The organism is Methylobacterium oryzae, from assembly GCF_036441375.1.
Taxonomy (GTDB): domain Bacteria; phylum Pseudomonadota; class Alphaproteobacteria; order Rhizobiales; family Beijerinckiaceae; genus Methylobacterium; species Methylobacterium oryzae_A.
Genome location: NZ_MLCA01000006.1, coordinates 715,490 through 735,170 on the forward strand (window position 1 = coordinate 715,490; position 19,681 = coordinate 735,170).

The window sequence follows — 19,681 nt, forward strand, 5'->3', positions numbered from 1 at the left end:
CAGGACCAGTACGCCCGCGCCGAGCGCGGCGTCCGCCACGCGGCCGAGGAGGCGTACGACTACGCCGAGGACGCCTACGCGCGCGGCAGCCACGCCCTGCGCCGCGGCACCCGCGAGGTCGGCCAGCAGGTCGCCGAGTACCCGCTCGCCGCCCTGCTCATCGCCGGCATCGCGGGCTTCGGCCTCGGCCTGCTCGTCAGCGCCCGCCGCGACTGAGCCGCGACTGAGCCGCGTCCCGGCAGCCCCCGGGCCTTCCGGGACTTCCGGGGGCCGGCGGCCCCACGAATTTCAGCGATCCACCACCGGAGTGACAGCGTGACCACCATCCAGACCGTTGCAACGCCCCTCGCGCCGGACGCGCACGCCGACACGCGCGCCGTCCTGCTCAACCAAGTCTCCTGGGGCGCCATCTTCGCCGGCGCCGTGACCGCGCTGGTCACCCAGGTGATCATCAACCTCGTCGGCGTCGGCGTCGGGCTGGCCTCGGTCGGCACGACCGCCGCCGACAATCCCTCCGCCTCCACCGTCTCCATGGGCGCGGGCGCGTGGTTCGTCGCCTCGGGCCTCGTCGCCTCGCTGGCCGGCGGCCTCATCGCCGGGCGGCTCTCGGGCAAGGCCCTGCCGGGCGCGGCCGCCCTGCACGGGCTGGTCTCCTGGGCGGTCACCACCCTGGTGGTGCTGTACATGCTGACCTCGGCCGCCAGCGGCCTGGTCGGCGGCACGCTCAGCACGGTCTCGGGCGCGCTGGGCGGGGCCGGCAGCCTCGTCGGCGGCACGGTGCAGACGGCGGCCCAGGCGGCGGCGCCGTCGCTGTCGAAGATCTCGAACCCGCTGGACGGCATCGAGGACAAGGTCCGCCAGCAGACCGCCGGGCAGGACCCGCAGGCGGCCCGCGACGCCGCGGTTGCGGCGATCAAGGCGCTGTTCACCGGTGACCCGTCGCAGAAGCAGCAGGCCGAGGCGCGGGCGGCCGACGCCCTGGCCAAGGCGCAGAACATCCCGGTCGATCAGGCCCGCCAGCAGATCCAGGACTACGAGAAGCAGTACGACCAGGCGGTGGCCAGCGCCAAGCAGAAGGCGGAGGCGGCAGCGGTGACGGCCAAGTCGGCGGCTACGCAGGGCGCCTTCTACGCGGCGCTGGCGCTGATCCTGGGTGCGCTGGCGGCGTATGTCGGCGGCCGGCTGGGCGCGCCCAAGCCCGCGACCCTGCTGGGCGCCTACGAGACCCGGCGCGTCTGACACCGCCCTCTGAGACCTCCCTCTGACCCCGTCACCGGCCCCCGCGCGGACTGCAGGAGCCACCACCGGCCGGGAGACCGGCCTCACCAGCGAAGCAGGAGCACACGATGAGCAGCACCACCGACAAGCTCAAGGGTCTGGCCAACGAGGCCGTCGGCAACGTCAAGCAGGCGGCCGGCAAGGCGACGGGCAACGACAAGCTGGTGGCCGAGGGCAAGGCGCAGGAGCTGAAGGGCGAGGCGCAGAAGACCGTCGGCGACGTCAAGGACGGCGTCAGCCACCTCGCCGACAAGATCACCGGAAAGCACTGACCCCGACAGGGTCGCGCCGGTCCGACCGGCGCGACCCTTCGGCCTTCCGTCCGGGACGGTGTCGGGCCGGACCGATAAACGCGCGAGAGCACAGCCGATGCGGCGCTTCGCCAGCCTCTTCCTGCGACAGGAACTCGTCTTCCTGGTGCTCGCCATCCTCCTGAGCGTCGGCGCCGGCGTGGCCTACTGGGTGTCGCGCGCCACCGTCCTGACCATCGCGGTCGCTCCGAAGGACGGGACGGAGCCAGCCCTGATTCAGGCCTACGCGGATGCCCTGGCCAAGCGCCACAAGGAGATCCGCCTCAAGATCATGCCGTTCGACGACGTGCGCGACAGCGCCGAGGCGCTGCGCGACGGGCGGGTCGATCTGGCGATCGTACGGCCGGACGTCGAGCTTCCCGACAACGGCCTGACCCTGGCCATCCTGCGCGACCAGGCGATGATCATCGCCTCGCCGGAAGCCTCCGGAATCGACCGCTTCCCCGACCTCGATCGCAGGCGCCTCGCGATCCTGGCCCACCGGGACGCCGACGAGGCGCTCATCCGCGCCATGCTCGAGCATTACGGATTGACGCTGGTCACCACCGAGCCCGAGGGCGGCCTGCCGCCGCGCCACGTGGCCCTGGTCGAGATGGCCGAGAGCGACCTCGGCGCCGCCTTCGCGCGGAAGCGGATCGACGCCGTGATCTCGGTCATCGCGCCGACCGCGCCGACCGCGCAGCGGATCGTCGGGCTCGTTCAGGCGGCCAGCCGCAGCCGCAAGGTGTCCTTCGTCGACGTCGAGAATGCCGAGGCGATCGTCGCCCGGCTGCCGCGTCTGCAGGTCGTCACCATGCCGGCCGAGACCTTCGGGGGCAGCCCCAAGGTGCCGGCCGACGACGTTCACACAGTCGGCGCCTCGTACCGGTTGATGGCGCGCTCGAGCCTCGCCCGGTCCGTGGCGGCCGACGTCACCCAGCACCTCTTCGAGCTGCGCAGCGCGATGGCCAACGTCACGCCGGCCGCCGACTACTTCCAGGCCCCCGCCTATGACGGGACGGTCGGCGCGACGAGCGCCCGGCTGCCGATCCATCCCGGCGCCGTCGACTATTACGAGCGCGAGCAGCAGAGCTTCATCGAGCGCTACGAGACCTGGATCTACCTGCTCGCCTTTCTCGGCGGCGGCATCGGCTCCGCGCTCGCCTGGATCGGCCAGCGCCTGTCGCGCCTGCGCCGCGAGCGCGTCGAGGAGGCGACCGACCGCCTGCTGCAGATCCGCCAGGAGGCGCAGGAGACCGCCGATGCCGGGCGCCTGGAGATCCTCGCCCGGGAGATCGACGATCTCGCCGGCGACATCGCCAAGCACGCCCTGGAGCGCCCGACCGAGGCTCGGACCATGTCGGCGGCGGCCATCGCCATCGACGCGGCCCGCTCGACGGTGAAGCGCGCCATCACGGCCGGCCGGAGCGCGGATGACGGGTCGGCCCTGGCCGGCAGAACCGTCGCCGCCGACGCGGCGCGGACGCCGGCATGACCCCTTGCGGCGGGCCACCGCCGTACCACCCGGGCCTCGGCCCGCTTCAACGAAGGACGATACGATGAGCAAGGGATATCCCTCGATGACCGCCCTGCTGGGGCTGCTGGCGGTGGCCGGCTACCAGAACCGCGACCGGATCGCCGAGTGGCTCGGCGGGCACGCCAAGGACGCGGCGCGCTCGCCCGCGCCGCAGGTCCCGCCCGCGACCGGGTCGACGATCCCGGCGAACCTGGAACGCCTTCTCGGCGGCGCCGGCTCAGGCGGTGCCGGCGGCCTCATCGCCGGCGGGCTGACCGAGCTGGTCGACCATTTCACCAAGGGCGGCCACGCCGAGACGGCGCGGTCCTGGATCGATCACGGCCCGAACCGCGATATCCCGGCCGCGGATCTGGAGCGTGCCATCGGGCCGGACACGCTCGCGGCCCTGGAGCAGCGCACCGGCCTGAGCAGGAGCGAGCTGCTGGCGCGCCTCTCGCGCGACCTGCCCTCGGCCATCGACCGCTACTCGCCGGACGGACGTCTGCCGGCCTTCGGCTGATCCGCTCCGTCGAAGTCGTCGAGGTCGTCGCGGCGGCGCCGCGACGACCTCGACGGGACCGGCGGCCGCTACTCGACCAACTCGTCCGCCGTCGCCATCAGCGAGGGCGAGATGGTCAGGCCCAGGGTGGCGGCCGTCTTCAGGTTGAGCAGGGTGATGAAGCGCTCGCTGGCCTGCACCGGCAGGTCGCCGACGACCGCGCCGCGCAGGATCCGGTCGATGTAGCCCGCAGCTCGCTGCACATCCTGCACGACGCTGCTCGTGTAGGCGGCGAGACCACCGAGACGGACCGGCGCCGCGTAGGCGTAGACGGCCGGCAGACTGTAGGTCGCCGCCAGATCGACGATCCGCTGACCGTACACCCCGGTCACCGCATCCGGCAGCGCGACGAGGCCGCCCTTCGGCTGGGCGGCGAAGTCCGTGATCGCCGCCTCGATCTCGGCGGCATCGTGCACGCCGGCGATCCGGGCATCGATCCCGAGTTCCGGGCCGATCCGGGCGATCTCGGCGGTGTATCCCGCGAGGCGCGCCCGGTAATCGGGGTTGATCAGGGCGAGCGCCCGGGTGACGCCGGGGCTGAGTTCCTTGAGGAGCTGCAGCCACTTGCCGACCAGGACGAAGTCGAAATTGGTGAAGCCGGTGAGGTTCCCGCCGGGCCGCGACAGGTTGGTCACGAAGCCGCCGCCGACCGGGTCCTGAAGCATCATGAAGACGACCGGGACCGTCGTGGTCGCCCGCTGGAGGGCGGTCGCGCCGACGACGCCCTGCGCGAGCACCACGTCGGGCTTGCGCGCGAGGATCTCCTCCGCCTGGACGCGCATCCGCTCGGCGTCGCCGTTGCCGTACTGCAGGTCCACGGCGAGGTTCTGGCCCCAGATCCAGCCGGCCCGCTTCAGGCTCTCCTTCAGCGTGTCGACGATCACGGGGCTGTCGGGATGCGCGTCGCCGTAGACCAGCAGGATCCCCAGACGACGCTGGCCCCTGGCCTGCCCCGCGGCGAAGCCGGGCCACGCGGCTGCGCCGCCGAGGCCCGCGATGACGTCGCGCCGTCTCATGCGCCGGTCTCCCGCCTACCATCGTTTCGAGCACCTCCGACCGGAGGGGGCGACGGCGCGCCCGTCGACGGTCATAGGCCTTGGCTTGAGGCGGGGCTATCGGTGCCGCCGATGCGGGCACGCCGGGATGGTGCGGGGCTCAGCGGACCTCGACCCGGCTTCCGTTCCCCCCGTTGAGCAGACGCTTGAGGTGGAAGGCCGCGACCCCGTCGTCGGGGCGCAACCCGACCAAGGCCGCGAAGGCCGGGAGGGCACCGGCCTCCCCGGCCTCCAGCTTGGCGTAGGCGTCCTGATACTGGGCGAGCAGCGGACCCGCGTAGGCCGCCTCCGTCAGGGGTTCGTAGGCGCGCAAGGATGTCTGCTTGCCGCGCAGGAGCAGGTCGCCGAGGGGGCGGCCGCGGAACTGACCGGCCCGGATCACGACGGCCTCGCTGACGCAGATCCGGGTGCCGAAGGCCTTGTTGGCGTTCTCCAGCCGCGCGGCCGTGTTGATGGTGTCGCCGTAGGCCGTGTAGTCGAAGTACCGGCCGCCGCCGAAATTGCCCACGATCGCCGGCCCGGCATGGACGCCGATCCGCGTCACGCCGATCTCGATCCCGCGCTCCCGCCAGCGCGCGCGGAAGCTTTCGGCCGCCTGGTCGAGGGCGAGCGCGCAGGCCACGGCCCGGGCCGCGTGGTCCGGCTGATCCCCCGGCGCGCCGAACAGCACGTGCAGGGCGTCGCCGACGATCTTGGCCACCGTCCCCTCGTGGGCGAACACGAGATCGGTCATCTCCGCGAAGTAGCCGTTGAGGATCTCGGCGAGCTGCGCCGGGTCGAGGCTCTCCACGAGGCCGGTGAAGCCGGCGATGTCGGTGAACAGGGAGGCCACGTCGCGCCGGTGGCCGCCGAGTTCGAGGCCGGACGCGTCCCCGGCGAGCCGCTCGGCGAGGTTCGGCGAGAAGTACCGGGCCAGGGAGGCGTGGGCCCGTTCGGCGAGCGATTGCCGCCGCCGCCCCTCCCGCAGGTCCTCGACGTGGCGCAGCGTCCGCTCGATCGTCGTCTCGAGGTCGGCGAAGTCGATCGGCTTCGTCAGGAAGTCGAAGGCGCCGCGGTTCATCGCCGTGCGGATATTCGCCATGTCGCCGTAGGCCGAGACGATGATGGTCGAGGGGCGCTCCGCCAGGTCCTGCAGCTTGGCGAGCAGGGTCAGCCCGTCCATGCGCGGCATGTTGATGTCGGACACGACCAGATCGACGTCGCGGTTCTCCGCGAGGCGGTCCAGCGCCTCCTGCCCGTCATGGGCGAACAGGAACGTCACGAGGCCCTGGCGGATCTGGCGGCGGAACTTCTGGGTGATCAGCGCCTCGAGATCCGGCTCGTCGTCGACGACGAGGATCTTGGCGCTCGGCGCGCCGGGGGTCATTCGGCCCCCGCGAAGGCGGACAGCCGGCGATCGATCTCGGCCTTCAGCACGGCGAAGTCGATCGGCTTGGTGATCAGGCCCACGGCGCCGGCGGCGCGGACCTTCTCGCGCGTCTCGGCATCGCCGTAGGCCGTGATCATGATCACCGGCACGTCGGGCCGGGCGGCGCGGACCAGGGGCAGCAGCTCGAGGCCGGTCATCCCGGGCATGTTGATGTCCGACAGCATCAGGATCAGGCTCGGATCGTTGGCTCCGTTGATCCGCTCCAGGGCCTCCGCCGCCGAGTGCGCGAAGCCCATCGCGAAGCGGCCAGCGCGCAGCTCGCGGCGGAACTGCTGCCGGAACAGGTCTGTCACGTCGGGTTCGTCGTCGACGACGAGGATCAGGACGTTCATGGCTGGCTCTCGGTCTCGCTCGCCGGCTCGGCCGCCGGGCGAGGCGGCGCGGCCGGCGTAACGCTCTGGCGCGGCAGGCTGATGATGAATTCCGTGAAGGCGCCCGGTTCCGTGGCGACGTCAACCGTCCCGCCGTGCTGCTTCACCAGGATGTCGTGGCTCAGCGACAGGCCGAGCCCCGTTCCTTCGCCGGCCGGCTTGGTGGTGAAGAACGGGTCGAACATCTTGGCCTTGACGCCGTCGGGGATGCCGGTGCCGTTGTCGCGCACGCGGATCTCGACGCTGTCGCCCCGGTCCCGGGTGGTGACCGAAAGCGTCGGCGCATAGCCGGGTTCGCCTTCGGCGGCCCGCTTCTCGGTGGCGTAGAAACCGTTCGACATCAGGTTCAGCAGGACCCGCGTGATCTCCTGTGGGTAGAGGTCAGCGAGGCCGGCCGCCGGATCGTAATCGCGCACGAGGGTCACGTTGAAGCCGGGTCTCGCCGCACGGGCGCCGTGATAGGCAAGATTCAGGCTCTCCTCGACCAGCGCGTTGACTTCGACCTCGCGATGCTCGCCGGACCCGGTGCGCGAGTGCAGCAGCATGTTCTTGACGATCGAATCCGCGCGCTTGCCGTGCTGCACGACCTTCTCGAGATTGCCCTTGAGCAGACCGGCGAGCTCCTCGACCTCCGCGCGCGTGTCCGGGTCGAGGGCCGTCGGTTCGAGCACCTCGCGAAGCTCGTCCACCAGCTCGTTCGAGAGCGACGCGAAGTTGTTGACGAAGTTCAGCGGATTCTTGATCTCGTGGGCGATGCCGGCGGTGAGCTGTCCCAGCGAGGCGAGCTTCTCGGACTGGACGAGCCGGCTCTGCGCCCTCTGGAGATCGTCGAGCGACTGGTTGAGGTCGCGAGTCCGCTCCTCAACCTTGGCCTCGAGCGTCTCGTAGGACTCCTGAACCCGGCTCGCCATCGTGTTGAACCGGTGCGCGAGGGTCTCGATCTCGTCGCCGGTGCGGATCACGATGCGCTCGGACAGGTCGCCCGCGCCGAACCGCTCCGCCCCGTCCTCGAGCTCGCGGATGGGCACGACCATGCGCCGCGCCAGGAAGGTGCCCGCCACGGCCGCCAGCAGGACGCCGAGGCCCATCAGCGAGGTGGTCTGGATCACGGATTCCAGGGCCGGCCCCATCGCGTCGCGCAGCGATTCCTGCACGAACACGATCCAGTCGACCCGCGGGATGGTGGCGTGGGCCGCCAGCACCCAGCCGCCGTCGAGGCCGGTGGTGATCTCGTAGTCCTGACCCGCCATCCGGGAGCCGGGCAGGGCCGCCGCGACCTCGGGCAGGCCGGACAGGTCTGTGTCGCGCAGGACGAGGCTGAGGTCCGGGTGCGCGATCAGCCGCCCGGTCGCCGTCGTCACGAAGGCGTAGCCGTGCTCGCCGACATTGATCGCGCTGACCACGTCCCAGATCAGCTTCAGATTGACTTCCGCGACGGTCACGCCCGGGTCGCGTCCGGCATGGGCGACCGAGACGGTCATGTACGGCTCGGAGCCGCGCCGGAAGTAGACCGGACCGAACCACGTCTTCTGGGCGAGCGCCTGGGTGAAGCGCGGTGAGGCCGAGAAATCCTTGCCGCTGGCGACGGCGTCGGGCTCCAGCCGCGAGACGCGCAGCTGCTCCTTCCCGGCCGGATCGAGGTAGGCGACCTCCGTGATGGCCGGCGCCTGGCGCAGCAGGCGGATGAAATCGTAGCGCTGCTGCTCGGGGGAGACCCGCCGCCACTCGGCCCGGGTGGTCCAGCCGATCTGGCTCTCGATCGAGGACAGGAAGGCGTCGACGCGCTCGGCGGCGGCGCGCGCCTTGGTGCGCTGCGTCTCGATCGCGGTCCGCTTGGCGTCCTGATAGTTCAGCGTCAGGTCGACGGCGCCGTTGATGAGCAGCACCAGGCTGACGAGGCCCACGAAGGCCACCGCGAACTTCCCCGCGAGCGGCAGGCGGAACCAGCGCGGCGGCGCCGCCGCGGCCGGCGGGGAGGCGAGCGGGCGCGGCACCGTCATTCGACGATCTCGTCCGCCTGGGCGAGGAGCGCCGACGAGATGGTCACGCCCATGCTGCGGGCCGCCTTCAGATTCACGATGAAGTCGAACTTCGTTGGCGCCTGGACCGGCAGGGTCGCGGGGTTCTCGCCGCGCAGGATCCGGCCGACATAGGCGGCAGCCCGGTGGACCGTCTCCACCGGATCCGGCCCGTACGACATCAGCCCGCCCCGATAGGCGAAGCGCCGGATGGCGAAGACGGCCGGAACCCTGAGGCTCGTGGTGAGCGCGACGATCTGGTCGCCGTTGGCCTCGCTGAACGTGCCGGGGGCGACGATCAGGCCACCGTCTCCCTGCCGCGCGAGATCCGCGACGATGGGCTCGATGGCGGCCGCCTCGTCGATCTTCACCACCACGGGCTCGATCCCGAGCGCCGTCGCGGTGGTGCGGAACGGCTCGGCGTAGAGGTTCTCGCCCCGGATCTCGGTGCTCAGGTTGGACAGGAGCGTGACGCGCCGGAGGCTCGGAACGGCCTCCTTGAGGGCCGCCACCCATTTGCCGCCCAGAGGCGCCTCGTAGAGCGTGAATCCGGTGATGTTCCCGCCCGGGCGCTGGAGGCTCTCCACGTACCCGAAGCGGACTGGGTTCGAGGCGCCGACGAACACGATCGGGATCTGCTTCGTCAGGGACGCCACGGCCGTGAGCTGCGCGCTGAGATAGGCGAAGATCACCTGCGGTTGTGCGGCCACGAGTTCGGTCGCGAGGAGGCGCGCGCGCTCGCGGTCGGCCCCGGTCCAGCGGTCATCGACCCGCTGATCCGGCTGACCGTGATCGCGCAGCCCGGCGTGGAACGCTTCCGCCAGCACCCGGCCCTCGGGATCGCCTTCCGCGAACGGCCAGAGCGCCCCGACATGGGCCTGGGCCTGCGCCCGCGCGGCGCGCGGCCACCCGGCCAGCGCCAGGGGCAACCCAGCGAGTACGGTTCGCCGCCTCATCCGACCATCGCGCCACATCCCCGCCCGCGGCCCCGCCGCGCGGAGCGGACCGCGCGCCTCGGCCCGGCCCCCGCGATCGATCGAAGGACCATAGTGCAAGCTCGACCTTGACACCACGCGCGAGCCTCCGCGCGGTTATCAAAATGCCAGCCGCATGCCGCCGACGATGTTCCGCGGAGCACCCGCGAAGATCGACCCCGTGGTGGTCGCCAGCGCGGCGGCGCCGTTCTGGAGACCGGTCGTGGCGCTGATCCCGTTGGCGAGGTTCTGCGCGGAGGCGACGTAGGTCGTGTCGAACAGGTTGCGCACCTCGACGTACAGGCTGAGCCGTTTCGCGTAGCCGCCGGTCAGCTCCGTGGCGTAGTGCAGGTTGGCGTTGACGACCGCGTAGCCCGGCGCCTTCAGCAGGTTGGCGTTGTCGAGGTAGAAGTCGCCCTGGACGACCGTTTCCACGAAGGCGCCGAGCCCGGCGAGCGGGCCGCTCGGCACGTCGTAGCCGAGGCGGGCCAGCAGCTGATGGGCCGGAACCCCGGGGATCCGTTTCCCGGCCCGGTCGAAGGACCGGCTCAGGCTGCCGGCGCTGAGCTGCTCGGTGTAGCGGGTGTAGATCTGGTCGTCGAACGTGTAGGCCAGCGTCCCGCGCCAGCCGGGCGCGAAGGCCCAGTCGGCGCCGACCTCGATACCCCGATGCTCCGAGGCCGGCGCGTTGAACGTGTAGGCGAGGAGGCCGGCCCCCGGCGATTGCGAGACCAGCTCGTTGCGGAAGAACTCGTAGAACCCGGTCACGCTGAGGCGGAGATCCGTCACCGGGCTCCACTCGGCGCCGAGATCGAAGCCGAGATTCTCCTGCGTCTGGAGCTGCGTGTTGTTGCCGGGCAGCCCGGCCGGGGTGATGAACAGGTTGCTCGCGGCCGGCGTGGTGTAGCCGGTGGCGACCCGGCCGCGCAGCGCCCAGGCCGCGTCCGGCCGGTAGACCAGGGCCAGTTCGGGGGCGACGTTGAGGAAGGACCGGTTCGCGTCCGCCACCGTCCGCGTCGTACCGCTCGCCGCGTACGCGTAGGCGACGTTGCGCCCGGTGATGGCCGTGGTCTCGGCGCTCAGTCCGAGAACGCCGGTCCACTGGTCCGACAGCGCCAGCTCGAGCCGCGCCCGGCCGCCGAGGTTCGACTGCACCGCCGCCTGATCGCCGATGAGCGCGCCGAGGCGCGGGCCGTCGTACGGGGCCCGGTTGAAGGTGGTGATGTGGTTGTCGATCGTGTTGTAGGCCAGCGCGACGTAGCCGGTCGCCGGCAGGCCGAAGAGGTCGCCCCGCCGGGTCAGGTCGGTCAGGAAGTTCCAGGACGGGTAGGAGCCCCGCGACGAGGTCGTGTAGAACGGCTGATCGAAGTTGCGCTCGTCGAAGCCGAGCTGCGTGCGCCACGTGGTGAACGCGTCGATGTCGTGCTCCCAGCGGGCGGCCACGATGGTCCGGCGGTCGTTGCGCCCGAAGCCGCCCTCGTCGGCCGTCACCGGCACGGTCGCGCCGAAGGCCCCGTTCCGGAACAGGTTGAAGGTGGTGCAGCCCGGGGCCGCGCTCGCCGCGGCGGCGCAGCCGCGCTGGTACGGGTTGATCCGGTACTGGGCCAGCGACGCGCGGGCGGGCAGGTTGGCGTCGAGGGTGTTGTTGATCACCTTCAGGGTGAAGCGATTGTCCGGAGTCGGGGTGTAGCTCGCGAGCAGATTGATGGTCTGCGTGTCGTAGCTGGCGTGGTCCTGGTAGCCGTTGGCGCGGACGTCGCTGGCGAACAGGCTGATCTCGAACGGGCCGCTGACGCCGCCGACGGTGAAGTAGTTGCTGAGGTAGCCGAAGCTGCCGGCATCCACGCCGATCTCGTAGCCGTCGATCTCCCGTCCGGTGCGGGTCCGGAACGCGATGGCGCCGCCGGTCGCGTAGTTGCCGAAGAGCGGCGATTGCGGCCCGCGGAACACGTCGATCCGGCCGTAGGCACGCGGGTCCGTGAGGTCGAAGCGCGACGCCCCGTCCGGCTGGGTGAGGATGAACCCGTCCTCCAGGACGACCGTGTTCTTGATCACGCCGGTGGACCGGGCATTGTTGCCGCGGATCGAGATGACCACGTCGCGGCCGCCGTTGCCCTGCCGCACCGTGACGCCCGGGCTGTTCACCAGGACCGACCCGATGCTCGTCGCCGGCCGGTTCGCGATGGTGTCGTCGCGGCCGATGCCGGTGACGATCTCGCCCACCGGATGCTCGACGACCGCGGGCGCCGAGCCAGGCGGCGCCGCGACACCGAAGGCCGGCGCGCTGGTCCGGCCCGCGGCGGGCGCGGCCTCGCCCTCAACGGAGAGTTCCTCGAGGGTGACGGCGGCCTGGCCGAGGGCGGGGAGGGGGCTTCCGGCGAGCAGGAGCGCGAGGGCGCCGCCGCGCAGGACGGTGTTATCGGAAGTCATCGGAGGTCTCGTCTGATCGATGGGGCGAGCGGCGGTGCCGCCCGGAGGAACGGCGATCAGGCGGAGCGGGGCGGCCCGCGGGGCTGGCCGGTGACGGTGGGGGCCGATGCGGTCCGGAGGGGAGGCGGGATCGGCCACGTCACCGCCGTCCAGCGCAGGCGGCGCGCGAGGCCGGGCGAGGCCGGGAGGAGCGGGGGCACGGCGCCGGCGCGACAGAGCCCGCAGAGCGCGCAGGACCCCGTCGCCGGAGCGTGCGGGCCGATGCCGAAATCCCCGGCCTGATCCGGCGCGTGCCCGCACAGGATCTGGCCGGGTAGCGCGCCCGGACTCGCCTGCGCCATCCGGAGCGCGACCGCCGGCGCGAGCGCCTGGATCCAGAGCGCGAGCACGATCAGTCCCGCGCCCAGGAGGCCGGGGCGCCTGCGCTTCAGGCGAGGATGGGTCCGTACGGGCATGGCGCCCGTCCGCGCCGGATCAGCGCGCCCACCGCCATCGGAGCCGGTCCGCGGCGAGATCCAGGCCGACCATGGCGGCGATCGCGAGCCCGGTCAGCGGGAACAGCGCCCCGAGCCCGAGGACGATCAGGGTCACGGTCACGGCCACCCGCCGGTCGCGCGGCCGGGGCGGGACGCCGAGGGTGCCGGCCGGGCGCCGCTTCCACCACATCGTCCCCGCGGTCACCGCGAGCAGGATGGTGGCGAGGCATACGGCCAGCATCGCGAGCTGGTTCGCGCGGCCCCAATGCTCGCCCTTGTGGATGCCGATCCCGTACTGGATCGCCCGGCCCACCGGCCCGAGATCGTCGAAACGCACATCCACCAGCGGCCGGCCGGAATACTGGTCGAGGGAGATGACCCGCTGCCGGGTGACGTCGCGGGGGTAGATCGCGGCGGCGTAGACGCCCTCGGCGCCGACGGGCAGCGCCAGCTCGAAGCCGCGGGGCATCCCCAGGCGTCTGAGGATCGCCACGGCGTCATCGATCCCGACGCTCGTGCCCGCGGCGGCCGGCGCGGAGCGCGGCAGAGGCGCGTCCTGCATGGTCCAGCCGGCATCCTCCAGCCGGTCGCGCAGCGGCACAGTCGAGACCGGCCGGTTCGCCCAGAGCGCGGCCGGCTGGCCGAGACCGGCGGCGTTCGACCACGCGCGCAGCTCCTGTCCCCACCAGATCGACCAGGGCAGGCCGGTCAGCGCCAGGAAGAGCAGCCCGCCGCCGGCCACGAAGCCCGTGACCGCGTGGAGATCGCGCCACCACACGCGCCGGCGCGGGCCGGCGCGCACCGTCACGACACCGCCCTGCTGCCCGCGGGGCCACCAGAGGTACGTGCCCGTCACCACCAGGACGATCGCGAAGCCCGCGACGATCTCGATGACGGCGTTCGCGAGGGGGCCGACCAGGGCGAGGCTGTGCAGCCCGCGGACCACCGCCATGAGCTCGCGGTCACGGTCGACGCGGTCGAGCACGTCGCCCTTATAGGGGTTCAGGTAGACGACGATGCGGCGATCGCCCGCCGCGAGCGTCACGCGCGCCGAGGCGTCCGGCGAGGCCGGGTCGGTGTAGGTCACGGGCGCGGCGTCGGGCACGGTCTGCAGCGCGTTGAAGATCAGCCGGTCCGGCCCGATCGGCGCCGACGCCTGCGGCGCGACCCGGGTCCGGTACGCGAACAGGCTGCCGTTGATCTCATCCTTGAACAGGTAGAGCGCGCCGGTGGCCGAGAGGCCGATCAGGAAGGGCAGGCACAGCAGGCCGGCGTAGAAGTGCCACCGCCAGACGGCGCGATAGACGGCGTCGCGGGACAGTCGCCGAGGGGCGGCCGCCCCGTATGCGGGGGCGTCGCCATGCAGAACAATCGACATGATGGGAGGTCCAGGCCTGAACGATCGGGAGCGGGATCGTCAGGCCCTGGGTGGACCTCGCGCGGTGCCGGTCGAGGCCGGTGGACCGGTGGTCGGGATCTCGGCTTCGGGGCGCCACGCGCAGCGCGTCGCGGGCGCGGCCGGCCACGCCGCGCCGGCCGGATCGATCGTCGGCAGCGTCAGCGCGCCGGCCTGCACGACCGTGCAGCAGGGATGGACGTGCACCACCGTGCCGGCGGGTTCGCCCGACCCGTGCGCGGCGCAGATCGCCGCGTCCGGATCGTCCCAGGCGCGGGCCGGCGTGGCGAAACCCAGGAAGGCTTGGAGCAGCAGCGCGTAGAGCGCGACCAAGCCGATGATCGCGCGCCCTCGAACCGTGAGTGGCTGGCACCGGCGCATGGGCCGATCTAGGCGGCCGCGCTGCGGCGCGTCAACGGGCGATGACCGGACGGCCCGGCCCGATCCCGCCCTTCGCTGAGGATCGCGCCCGGGCGATCGGGGTTCGTACCCGGCTGCGGGCAACAAAAAACCCGCCGGATCTGGGATCGGGCGGGCCGGCGCGGTGGCTGGGGGACCTGGATTCGAACCAGGACTAGAGGAGTCAGAGTCCACCGTTCTACCGTTAAACTATCCCCCAATCAGCCGTGAGCCCTGCGCATCCGATGTCGAAGATGGCGGGGCGGAGCCCGCAGCGCATCGAGCGGCTCCGGGCGTGGGCGGTGAGATAGGCGGAATGTTTCGGGAGGTCAACCGCTTGTTCTGCTGTTGACGCAACCTCCACCGCGGCCGTAACCGTGAGGCCGCGGATGCCGCCAGGAAGGGTGGCCGAGTGGTTTAAGGCAGCGGTCTTGAAAACCGCCGTGGGGGCAACTCCACCGTGGGTTCGAATCCCACCCCTTCCGCCAGCAGGCATTGATCGTGAAGAGAGATCTCCGCCGGTCGGCGGTTCGTCCCACGATCTGCCCCACCAGCTGACGGGAATCGATGGCCCCGGATTTCTCGACAATCTCCGAACCGCGCGAGACCATCGAGGTTTCCGATCAGGGATCGACGCTGCGGTCGATGCCGTGCTCGCGGATCTGACGACCGAGCCTGACGCACTCGCGAAGAAATGGACCCTCGACCTGGTCGAGACGCTCCGCACGAACACCCGCGCGGCCGACCGACTGACCATCGACAAGTCAGCACCACGTCCGCGATTTCGTCGGCTATGCTCTCAGCCAGCGCGAGGCCGTGAAGCTCCGCGGTCGCGCCCTCAGCGACGGCGGAGCTTCCGTTGCCGCGCAAAATGTGGCGCGAACGATCTCCTTCATGTTCGCCGCCGGATGCCGTTCACGGATGGCAGACGAGCCATCGGTGGTCAGGGACCGGCCGTGATCCTCGTATCGATCCGCGGCACGGGCATCTCCTGCCACGCCTGCCGCAGGATTGAGCCCGCGGACCGCGGCCGGCTCAGACGCGGGTGATGGCACGCAGGCCGAGCACCGTGGCGCCGCGCACCCGTTTGCCATCGTGATCGCGGGGATTGGCGAGACCGCCGCCGGGGTGGGCGACGTACTGCACGGTCGGCCGCAGGGCGATGCCGGGGGCAAGCACGGCCTGATAGGTCGCTTCCAGCAGAATCTCGGCGCTCCGGCGAGGTGAGGGAGGCGAGCTCTGAAGGGCGGTGATCGCATCGCGCCGCCGGAGCGGACGCTGCGGCAGGCGAAGATGAAGAGCTGCAACGCGGATGCCTCGCTCAGGAGCCTCACGGGCGTCGAACGCAGGGCTTTCCTGAGCACGTGCCTCAAAGGTTGGGCGCCTGCTGCAGCCGCACCGAGTTCCGCGTGAGGCTGCTGAACGACGTTAGGGCTGCGCGAGGCGGTCGCCTTTCGAGGCGCCGCCATCGACGTTCAGTGTCTGTGTCAAGATGTTCTCTCCTCGTCGCGACTTGTAGTGAGCAATATTCGTGTCGATCTCCCTCGGCCGACCGAAGAATCTTATCCGCAGGTCGGTCAGCCCGGACCGGCCGAATTCACCTATTTTAATTGCGTCGCTCCTGAGGGGAGGCGGACAGGCTCGTCACGACCCCTGTCGGTCGTCGGAACGGCGCTGGGTCCTTCCGGACGGCGGCCAAGTTCGATGAGGACGCAGGATCTTCATCGTCTAGGATAGCTACCCGCGAAGCCGCGGCCGGCACCGGCGCGGAACTTGGAAGCACCAATGCCCCTGAACGGTCTCGAACTCGCGAAGCAACTCATCCGGTTCCGGTCGATCAATCCTCCGGGCGAGGAGAGGGAATGTGCCGAGTTCATCGCTCGCCTGCTGACCGAACGCGGATTCGACGTCGCCAGCTACGAATTCGCCAAGGATCGACCGACGCTGGTCGCGCGCATCCCAGGGACGGAGGGCGGCAGGCCGCTCTGCTTCACTGGGCACATCGACGTCGTGCCACTCGGGTCGAACGAGTGGAGATTCCCCCCCTTCGAAGGGGTCGTGCAGGATGGCCGGCTGTACGGCCGCGGTGCCAGCGACATGAAGGCGGGCGTCGCCGCATTCGTGGCGGCTGCGTGTAACCTGATAGAGGACGGGCTCACCTTCCACCGCGGTGTCACACTCGTGATCACCGCCGGAGAGGAGACGGGATGTGAAGGCGCATTCCATGTCGGCCGCGAGCGAGCCCTCGGGCAGGCCGAGCTCCTGATCGTGGCCGAGCCGACGTCCAACGCCCCCATCTTCGCCCACAAGGGCTCTCTCCGCGTCGTCGTAACCGCGCGCGGGAGGACAGCGCATTCCTCGATGCCGAACGAGGGCGAGAACGCCATCAGCAAGGCGGCCGAGTGGATTCGTAGGCTGGAGGGCCACGACTTCGGCGCCCGTCATCCGCTGCTCGGCAGCGCCACGGCCTGCGTCACGACCATGCGCGGCGGAGAAAACATCAACTCCGTCCCTGACGTCGCCGAATTCACCGTCGATATCCGGACCTTGCCGGAGCAGAAGCACGATGCGCTGATCGCCGAACTCGGCCGCCTGTTCGGACCGGAGGCTGAGATCCGTGTCGTGACGAGCTTCCCTGGGTTCGCCACCGAGCCGGACGATCCCTCCGCCGCTCCGCTCCTGTCGCTGCTGCGAGAGCGGACCGGGGCGTCGGCGGAACCGGCCGGGGCACCCTACTTCACCGATGCGTCGGCTCTCGTGCCGGCCTTCGGCGGGGTCGCCACGGTGATCGTCGGACCCGGCGAGGCGGCGCAGTGCCATAAGACGGATGAGTACTGCCTGGTCGATCGGATCGCGGAGGCGCAGGGCATCTACAGGGACTTGATGCTCCGCATGTGCTGCGACCGCGCCGGATGAGGCGGATCGGCCGCCGCCGCCGTCCTGGAGGCTTGGCGTCGGCGCCTGCGCGGCTGCCTTCCACCGCGCTCGAGAGCCAGCCCAGGTCCGCTCCTGAAATACCGCTCTGAGCCAGCGAATAACTGGGCTGAGCGCCACTCCATGGACCGGCTCGGCCTAGGCGAAGCTCCGTAGATGACCTTCTGCGAAGAGTGACCGGTCGAGCAGAACCTTTGCCGTTCAGGCGCCGTTCTCGGGATTGGTCCGGGCGGAGTAGCGGTCCCGCGCCGTGAACCGATCGGCCGGAAGATCGCTGATCGGCCGGCGGTAGATCGCCTCGGTCAGGAACGTCCGCTCGATCTCGATCTGATCCTCGTCCAAGTCGACGTACCAGCAGCGCCGGCGGCCGCTCCAGCGGTAGCGCCGCGCCTTCAGAAGCTCCTTGGTCTCGATGGGAGACCCCTGCGCCCAGAGCCGCACCGTAGGCTTGCGCGCGGTCTCCAGCAACGCGGCCAGCGCCAGCTGGCCGGAGACCTGAAGCGGCCGGGCGAGCAGTGCCAGAAGGGCGTGGCAATCGTCGATCGCCCGGTGGCCGCGGTGGAAGAGCCCGCAATCGGCCAGCAGGTAGCCGAGTTTTAGGCCCTCGTGACCCTCTGCCCGCCACGGGATCTGGTGGCACGAGCAGCCCCAATTCTTCTCGCGAAACACCGGCCAGCGCGGCTCGCACATCTGCCGGTCGAAGCTGGCATTGTGCGCAATCACCACCGCGGCGTCGGCGGCGATCCGCGCCACAGCCGCGTCGTCGATCCGCCGGCCGGCCACATCGGCATCGGTGATGCCGGTCAGCCGGGCGATCTCCGGCGGGATCGGCTTCTGCGGCTCGTGCAGCTGGTTGAGGGTGTCGAGCACCCGGTAGATGCGCCCGCTGGCACCGTACTCGAATTTCAGGATCCCGAGCTCGATCACCTCGTCGGCAGCGAAGTCGGTGCCGGTGGTTTCCACGTCGACCACGAGGCCGATGAACGTCGGCTCGTCCGGCGCGTCCGGGTGATCGGCCAGCGGCTCCAGCCGGCGCAGCACGCGGTAGTCACCCGTGCCTTCGAGCACGGCAGCGATGCTCTCGAGGGGCTGGCTCACGTCCTGCGCTGTCCCGGTCCGGTTCGCCCTGGCCGCGCACCATCTTGGTCCCCGCGGCGGATCGGCTTGAGCCTAGCTGCGGGCCGGGCAGTGAGGCCAGACGCGGTCAGACCTGTCCACAGACCGATGCACTGCCTTTGCCCGATATTGGCCGATAGGAACTCCTCGTAGAAGACGCTCAAACACGTACTCAAAGCGCCAATGCCTGTTCAGGTGGCCAGTCCGGAAGCCGGCTTTCCGTCTGCGAGGCATGCCAGCCGCTCAGTTGGCTTCGACGACCTCCTGTCGTCGGACGTGAGTGATCCCTATCGGCCCCTGCCACGAGAGCGGGAGACTTGTTGGTCAATGATGGTGATAGCGATCCGGGCGGTCATCACGCGACGTCCATCCGCGTCGCGCGCACGCGCGGCAAAGTCATTAACGCCACGCTCCTCGCCTTCACTCGCGGAGGATTTCGGTCAGGGCAGCACGGAGCAAGCTGCGCAGCGATGCCCTGGCCGGGCGCACAATCTCAATCATTCGGCGCCTCGGCCTTGAGGCTCAAGATGTAGTCGATGACCGCGTCCATCTCGTCTCGGTCGAGGCGCAGGCTCGGCATCCGGTCGTGGTGGCTCTGCAGAAACACGTTGAGCGCGGGACCCGTCGTCGAGAGCATGTCGGCGACCCTGACGAAGGAGGGGCCCACGAAGCCGCCCTGCTGGGGCTCCCGCCCGATGACGTGGCATTGGCTGCAGAGTTGCGCGGCGATGGTCCAGCCCCGGATCCGGTGATCCTCGGCAGGACCTGCAGTGGCCGGGAGGACTGCGTGGGGGACCAGCATGCCGGCGAGGACGGCCACCCGGACGACGCACAGTGACCTCATGGCATCCTCGCGATCCTGAGCCATGTCGCCGCCGAGGCGATGGCGGCGCCCCCGAGCACCATGTGCGACCAAGTCGCACCGTCGTTCGCCGCGAACCCGAAGGCCCAGGGCGCGACGAGCGTCCACGCGCCGACCAGCAGGACCGCGCGCTCCACGACGGCGCGGAAGCGGATCTGGTTGACGCCGTAGAGCGCGACGATCAGTAACCCGGGCACGAGGGCCGACGCGGCGGCACGGGTATGTCCGGTGAAGACGAGCACCCAAGCCGCCAGCACCAGCGCCACTCCGGCCGCGTGCTGCACGATGCCGAGTAGGATTTCCTCCGTCCGCCAAGTCGGCGACGATGCGGCCGTTTCGACGCGGGACATGGTCTGCCTCCCAGATATCAGGCCTGGACCTCGGCGATGACGCAGCCGGGGTCGATCCTCGCGCTGGCGGGGGCCAGGACGATGAGGCGGCCACAGGCTCCCCGGCCCGCACCCGCGCCCCGTCCGCCACGAGCCGCCGCTCCAGGATGCCTTCGGGCAGCATGCCCGTGGACCGGAGTTCCTCGGCGACATGCACGTCGGCCATGGTCACCGCCCGCATTCCGGTGC

The 19,681-nt window shown here is 70.8% G+C and carries 18 protein-coding genes, 2 tRNA genes and 2 pseudogenes; 8 read left to right on the forward strand and 14 right to left on the reverse strand.

Annotated features, from left to right (window positions below; all coding sequences use genetic code 11):
• The 5 genes and pseudogenes from MOTC310_RS13945 to MOTC310_RS13965 form a co-directional block, all read left to right on the forward strand.
• A pseudogene (locus MOTC310_RS13945) lies at positions 1-216 on the forward strand (CsbD family protein); the annotation flags it as partial.
• A 99-nt stretch (positions 217-315) separates the two neighbouring features.
• Complete coding sequence (locus tag MOTC310_RS13950) at positions 316-1,239, forward strand: PhnA-like protein (RefSeq protein ID WP_331302171.1); 924 nt, start codon at positions 316-318, stop codon at positions 1,237-1,239.
• 107 nt (positions 1,240-1,346) lie between these two features.
• On the forward strand, positions 1,347-1,550 hold the full coding sequence (locus tag MOTC310_RS13955; RefSeq protein ID WP_331293307.1) for a CsbD family protein: 204 nt from the start codon (positions 1,347-1,349) through the stop codon (positions 1,548-1,550).
• A gap of 97 nt (positions 1,551-1,647) precedes the next feature.
• Entirely contained in the window at positions 1,648-3,063 is a 1,416-nt protein-coding gene (locus MOTC310_RS13960) for a TAXI family TRAP transporter solute-binding subunit (RefSeq protein ID WP_331302172.1), read from the forward strand.
• Between the two features lie 64 nt (positions 3,064-3,127).
• Entirely contained in the window at positions 3,128-3,604 is a 477-nt protein-coding gene (locus MOTC310_RS13965) for a YidB family protein (protein ID WP_331302173.1), read from the forward strand.
• Between the two features lie 68 nt (positions 3,605-3,672).
• Here MOTC310_RS13965 and MOTC310_RS13970 read toward each other — a convergent pair whose 3' ends face one another.
• The 10 genes from MOTC310_RS13970 to MOTC310_RS14015 all read right to left on the reverse strand — a co-directional run bounded on the left by MOTC310_RS13970 (position 3,673) and on the right by MOTC310_RS14015 (position 14,411).
• A complete protein-coding gene (locus MOTC310_RS13970; protein WP_331302174.1) occupies positions 3,673-4,659 on the reverse strand; it encodes an ABC transporter substrate-binding protein in 987 nt (328 codons plus the stop codon).
• A 139-nt stretch (positions 4,660-4,798) separates the two neighbouring features.
• Positions 4,799-6,064: an adenylate/guanylate cyclase domain-containing protein gene (locus MOTC310_RS13975; RefSeq protein ID WP_331302175.1), complete on the reverse strand. Its 1,266-nt coding sequence runs from the start codon at positions 6,062-6,064 to the stop codon at positions 4,799-4,801.
• A complete protein-coding gene (locus MOTC310_RS13980; RefSeq protein ID WP_331302176.1) occupies positions 6,061-6,459 on the reverse strand; it encodes a response regulator in 399 nt (132 codons plus the stop codon). Before MOTC310_RS13980 ends, MOTC310_RS13975 begins: the two co-directional genes overlap by 4 nt.
• On the reverse strand, positions 6,456-8,498 hold the full coding sequence (locus tag MOTC310_RS13985; RefSeq protein WP_331302177.1) for a sensor histidine kinase: 2,043 nt from the start codon (positions 8,496-8,498) through the stop codon (positions 6,456-6,458). The genes MOTC310_RS13980 and MOTC310_RS13985 overlap by 4 nt, the downstream gene beginning before the upstream one ends.
• Entirely contained in the window at positions 8,495-9,472 is a 978-nt protein-coding gene (locus MOTC310_RS13990) for an ABC transporter substrate-binding protein (protein ID WP_331302178.1), read from the reverse strand. The genes MOTC310_RS13985 and MOTC310_RS13990 overlap by 4 nt, the downstream gene beginning before the upstream one ends.
• Before the next feature lie 138 nt (positions 9,473-9,610).
• Complete coding sequence (locus MOTC310_RS13995) at positions 9,611-11,920, reverse strand: TonB-dependent receptor family protein (RefSeq protein WP_331302179.1); 2,310 nt, start codon at positions 11,918-11,920, stop codon at positions 9,611-9,613.
• A 56-nt stretch (positions 11,921-11,976) separates the two neighbouring features.
• Positions 11,977-12,375 carry a DUF2946 family protein gene (locus MOTC310_RS14000; protein ID WP_331302180.1) on the reverse strand — a complete coding sequence of 133 codons (399 nt, stop codon included), beginning with the start codon at positions 12,373-12,375 and terminating at the stop codon, positions 11,977-11,979.
• Between the two features lie 19 nt (positions 12,376-12,394).
• Complete coding sequence (locus MOTC310_RS14005; RefSeq protein ID WP_331302181.1) at positions 12,395-13,774, reverse strand: PepSY-associated TM helix domain-containing protein; 1,380 nt, start codon at positions 13,772-13,774, stop codon at positions 12,395-12,397.
• Between the two features lie 39 nt (positions 13,775-13,813).
• The gene (locus MOTC310_RS14010; protein ID WP_331302182.1) at positions 13,814-14,125 is read right to left on the reverse strand and encodes a hypothetical protein; all 312 of its coding nucleotides are present in this window, start codon (positions 14,123-14,125) and stop codon (positions 13,814-13,816) included.
• Positions 14,126-14,337: 212 nt separating this feature from the next.
• Positions 14,338-14,411 (reverse strand) — tRNA-Gln (locus MOTC310_RS14015).
• A gap of 178 nt (positions 14,412-14,589) precedes the next feature.
• Here MOTC310_RS14015 and MOTC310_RS14020 point away from each other — a divergent pair.
• Positions 14,590-14,679, forward strand: a tRNA-Ser gene (locus tag MOTC310_RS14020).
• A 547-nt stretch (positions 14,680-15,226) separates the two neighbouring features.
• Here MOTC310_RS14020 and MOTC310_RS14025 read toward each other — a convergent pair.
• A complete protein-coding gene (locus MOTC310_RS14025; RefSeq protein WP_331302235.1) occupies positions 15,227-15,505 on the reverse strand; it encodes a carbohydrate porin in 279 nt (92 codons plus the stop codon).
• Here MOTC310_RS14025 and MOTC310_RS14030 point away from each other — a divergent pair.
• Positions 15,485-15,604 (forward strand): PsiF family protein, encoded by a 120-nt coding sequence (locus MOTC310_RS14030; RefSeq protein WP_331302183.1) that lies wholly within the window; start codon positions 15,485-15,487, stop codon positions 15,602-15,604. The two genes, MOTC310_RS14025 and MOTC310_RS14030, sit on opposite strands and share 21 nt — an antisense overlap.
• 372 nt (positions 15,605-15,976) lie before the next feature.
• Entirely contained in the window at positions 15,977-17,107 is a 1,131-nt protein-coding gene (locus tag MOTC310_RS14035; RefSeq protein ID WP_331302184.1) for a M20 family metallopeptidase, read from the forward strand.
• 219 nt (positions 17,108-17,326) lie between these two features.
• Here the strand turns inward: MOTC310_RS14035 and MOTC310_RS14040 are convergent.
• The 3 genes and pseudogenes from MOTC310_RS14040 to MOTC310_RS14050 form a co-directional block, all read right to left on the reverse strand.
• Positions 17,327-18,229, reverse strand: a pseudogene (locus MOTC310_RS14040) (3'-5' exonuclease); the annotation flags it as partial.
• A gap of 505 nt (positions 18,230-18,734) precedes the next feature.
• Positions 18,735-19,085, reverse strand: a complete 351-nt coding sequence (locus tag MOTC310_RS14045; RefSeq protein ID WP_419539898.1) for a c-type cytochrome — start codon at positions 19,083-19,085, stop codon at positions 18,735-18,737.
• The gene (locus MOTC310_RS14050) at positions 19,082-19,453 is read right to left on the reverse strand and encodes an SPW repeat protein (RefSeq protein ID WP_331302185.1); all 372 of its coding nucleotides are present in this window, start codon (positions 19,451-19,453) and stop codon (positions 19,082-19,084) included. Before MOTC310_RS14050 ends, MOTC310_RS14045 begins: the two co-directional genes overlap by 4 nt.
• Between the last annotated feature and the right edge of the window lie 228 nt (positions 19,454-19,681).

Bases quoted from the DNA above. Each gene is read 5' to 3' on its own strand.
- MOTC310_RS13980 (WP_331302176.1), bottom strand. From the start codon at position 6,459: ATGAACGTCCTGATCCTCGTCGTCGACGACGAACCCGACGTGACAGAC.
- MOTC310_RS14045 (WP_419539898.1), bottom strand. From the start codon at position 19,085: ATGAGGTCACTGTGCGTCGTCCGGGTGGCCGTCCTCGCCGGCATGCTG.
- MOTC310_RS14005 (WP_331302181.1), bottom strand. From the start codon at position 13,774: ATGTCGATTGTTCTGCATGGCGACGCCCCCGCATACGGGGCGGCCGCC.
- MOTC310_RS14030 (WP_331302183.1), top strand. From the start codon at position 15,485: ATGAAGAGCTGCAACGCGGATGCCTCGCTCAGGAGCCTCACGGGCGTC.
- MOTC310_RS13955 (WP_331293307.1), top strand. From the start codon at position 1,347: ATGAGCAGCACCACCGACAAGCTCAAGGGTCTGGCCAACGAGGCCGTC.
- MOTC310_RS13990 (WP_331302178.1), bottom strand. From the start codon at position 9,472: ATGAGGCGGCGAACCGTACTCGCTGGGTTGCCCCTGGCGCTGGCCGGG.
- MOTC310_RS14000 (WP_331302180.1), bottom strand. From the start codon at position 12,375: ATGCCCGTACGGACCCATCCTCGCCTGAAGCGCAGGCGCCCCGGCCTC.
- MOTC310_RS14050 (WP_331302185.1), bottom strand. From the start codon at position 19,453: ATGTCCCGCGTCGAAACGGCCGCATCGTCGCCGACTTGGCGGACGGAG.
- MOTC310_RS13995 (WP_331302179.1), bottom strand. From the start codon at position 11,920: ATGACTTCCGATAACACCGTCCTGCGCGGCGGCGCCCTCGCGCTCCTG.
- MOTC310_RS13960 (WP_331302172.1), top strand. From the start codon at position 1,648: ATGCGGCGCTTCGCCAGCCTCTTCCTGCGACAGGAACTCGTCTTCCTG.
- MOTC310_RS13965 (WP_331302173.1), top strand. From the start codon at position 3,128: ATGAGCAAGGGATATCCCTCGATGACCGCCCTGCTGGGGCTGCTGGCG.
- MOTC310_RS14035 (WP_331302184.1), top strand. From the start codon at position 15,977: ATGCCCCTGAACGGTCTCGAACTCGCGAAGCAACTCATCCGGTTCCGG.
- MOTC310_RS13970 (WP_331302174.1), bottom strand. From the start codon at position 4,659: ATGAGACGGCGCGACGTCATCGCGGGCCTCGGCGGCGCAGCCGCGTGG.
- MOTC310_RS13985 (WP_331302177.1), bottom strand. From the start codon at position 8,498: ATGACGGTGCCGCGCCCGCTCGCCTCCCCGCCGGCCGCGGCGGCGCCG.
- MOTC310_RS13975 (WP_331302175.1), bottom strand. From the start codon at position 6,064: ATGACCCCCGGCGCGCCGAGCGCCAAGATCCTCGTCGTCGACGACGAG.